The organism is Ornithinibacter sp. (assembly GCF_035443565.1).
Taxonomy (GTDB): domain Bacteria; phylum Actinomycetota; class Actinomycetes; order Actinomycetales; family Dermatophilaceae; genus Fodinibacter.
Genome location: NZ_DAORSO010000235.1, coordinates 1 through 2,499 on the forward strand (window position 1 = coordinate 1; position 2,499 = coordinate 2,499).

At 67.6% G+C, this 2,499-nt stretch carries 4 protein-coding genes; 3 read left to right on the top strand and 1 reads right to left on the bottom strand.

Features of this window, described 5'->3' with window-relative positions; genetic code table 11:
- From PLL68_RS13820 to PLL68_RS13830, 3 genes are all read left to right on the top strand, one after another.
- Positions 1–222: hypothetical protein (locus tag PLL68_RS13820; RefSeq protein WP_324535044.1), on the top strand; the 222-nt coding region annotated here is incomplete at its 5' end.
- 63 nt (positions 223–285) lie between these two features.
- Positions 286–876: a DUF305 domain-containing protein gene (locus PLL68_RS13825; protein ID WP_324535046.1), complete on the top strand. Its 591-nt coding sequence runs from the start codon at positions 286–288 to the stop codon at positions 874–876.
- 161 nt (positions 877–1,037) lie between these two features.
- Entirely contained in the window at positions 1,038–1,817 is a 780-nt protein-coding gene (locus tag PLL68_RS13830) for a F510_1955 family glycosylhydrolase (RefSeq protein WP_502910719.1), read from the top strand.
- A gap of 129 nt (positions 1,818–1,946) precedes the next feature.
- Here PLL68_RS13830 and PLL68_RS13835 read toward each other — a convergent pair whose 3' ends face one another.
- Positions 1,947–2,210, bottom strand: a complete 264-nt coding sequence (locus tag PLL68_RS13835; RefSeq protein WP_324535050.1) for a cation transporter dimerization domain-containing protein — start codon at positions 2,208–2,210, stop codon at positions 1,947–1,949.
- Positions 2,211–2,499 lie beyond the last annotated feature (289 nt).

Below are 2,499 nucleotides of genomic sequence, written 5' to 3' on the forward strand. Positions count from 1 at the left end.
TACAACGCGATCGCCCTGCCCATCGCGGCCGGGGTCTTCGCCAGCTGGGGTCTGGTTCTACGCCCCGAGATGGCCGCCCTGTCCATGTCCGGGTCCAGCGTCATCGTCGCCGTCAACGCCCTGATGCTCAAACGGCTCCGGCTGCCCCGACCTGAGGCAGAGGCGGCAGCCGTCAGCGACGGTCGGGCACCTTCATCGAACCTTCATGAAACCACCGGCTGACCTCCACGGTCCGCCGGACAGGATCGTCCTTTCTGCTCCAGCCCCAGTTCCAGGAGACCTCTCGTGCGTCTGACCTCTCGACTTGCCATCCCCGCCGCGTCCGCCGTCCTCATCCTGGCGCTGAGCGCCTGCGGCTCCGGCGACGACTCCCACAGCACGATGTCCGGTGCAGGCACCACCTCCTCGTCCATGGCTGAGGGCATGACGACCACCGCTACCTCGGGAGACGTGGAGTTCGCGCAGATGATGATCCCGCACCACGAACAGGCCGTGGAGATGGCCGACGTTGCCCTGGAGAACGACACGGCATCGCAGGACGTCAAGGCGCTGGCCGCCCAGATCAAGGCAGCCCAGGATCCCGAGATCCAGACCATGAAGGGGTGGCTCGCCCAGTGGGGGGCCTCGGAGAGCTCAGGCCAGATGGATCACGGCGGGATGATGAGCGACGACGACATGAGCTCACTGATGGGCGCCTCCGGCCCCGAATTCAACCAGATGTGGCTGACGATGATGATCGAGCACCACGAGGGCGCCGTCGAGATGGCTCAGGACGTGCTGGCCACCACGTCCAACCCTGAGGTGGAGAAGCTGGCCACGGCGGTCGTGGAAGGTCAGGAGAAGGAGATCACCACCATGAAGGGGATGCTCGGCTGACCATGCGTGAGCGACTCTCCCTGTCACGACCACTCAGCCTGCTCGTCGCGGTGATCTCCATCGGACTCGTGGCGGCGTGCTCCTCCGCCTCTCCTGAACCGACCCCAGACCCCGTGGCCGCCACCAGCGACCCAGTGGGCGGAACGCCGACGCCGCAACCCGTGGCACCGTCAGCCAGCCCGGGTGCCGAAGAGCTCAGGCTTCCGAGCGCGCACGTCCATGCAATCGCCCGTGACCCCGGCAGCGGCAAGGTGGTCGTGGCCGCACACGACGGGCTGTACGTCTACGACGGGGCGACCCCGCAGCGGGTTGGACCCGTCATCGACCTCATGGGGTTCACCGTGGCCGGACCCGGCCATTACTTCGCCTCCGGGCACCCCGGGACTGCGACCGACCTGCCGCAACCGGTCGGGCTCATCGAGTCACGCGATGGCGGGACGACGTGGACCGTCCTGTCCCGCGGAGGCGGGTCCGACTTTCATGCCCTGACCACCGCAGGCAGCACCGTCGTCGGGTTCGACGGCGTCCTGCGCAGCACTGCCGACGGCCGGACCTGGCGCGAGGGGAACCTCGACGCCCAACCCCGGACGCTGGCCGGCTCACGCGACGGGGCCACGGTTCTCGCGACCACGTCTGAGGGGCTGGTGCACTCCACCGACGCCGGACTCAGCTGGCGCTGGATGGACCAGGCGCCACTGCTGCTGATGGTGGCCTTCGGTGACGGCGACACCGTCGCCGGTCTCACACCGGACGGACAGGTCCACACCAGCACCGACGCCGGAGGAACATGGCGGGCGACCGACCTTCTCGCACCCGACGCGCAGGCACTCTACGTCTCAGGCGAGGGCGAGGACCTGGAGATCCTCGTGGCCACGGGACAGTCCCTCATGGCATCGACCGGCGACAAGCCATTTGCGGTACTGATGTCGGGCCTTCAGTAACCACACACTGCTGGTGGCGCGACTGGTGATTCGAAAGCGCTGGCATCCTGCTCGGAGATCCCCGCGACTCGTCCAAGAGGGGGCCGTGGCGCGACGGATCGAACCGCTTGGATGACATTCATCACGGCATTAACCGGCTGGGCGCGGCTGCGCACAATGCTGGGTGTCGGGGGCAGGGTAGGCGTGTACGACGGCTGAGCTGAGTTTGGGTACGGCGCCGACCAGGACTTTCTCAGCGCGGTGCGCGATGCCGTGGGCGTCAGCGAGGCTGGTCTGCGGGTCGACCTCGAGGTCGGCGTCGGCCTGGATCTCGTGGCCGATCCAGCGCATCCGCACTCGGCGGACACCGGTGACGCCGGGTGCCGCGGCCAGCGCGTCCTCGGCCCGACCCACCAGTTCTGCTAAGGATGCGCTGATGAAAGGACCATTCCGGGCGTGGTTGGTCGGGACCGCCAGGTTTGGGGTCGCGTGCGCGCTCTGGACCTGGGCCGATCAGCCCATGTGGGCGTGTGCGGGGCGGTTGAGGGCAGGCTGACGCCTGGCCGTCAACCCATCAGGGCGACGGCACGTGCCCGCATCAACCAGTTCGCTGAGGCGAACAACACGTTGAGGTGGTTGAGGTTCTTGGCGATCCCGCGGTAGCGGGTCTTGGTGAACCCGAAGTCGCGTTTGACGATGAGGA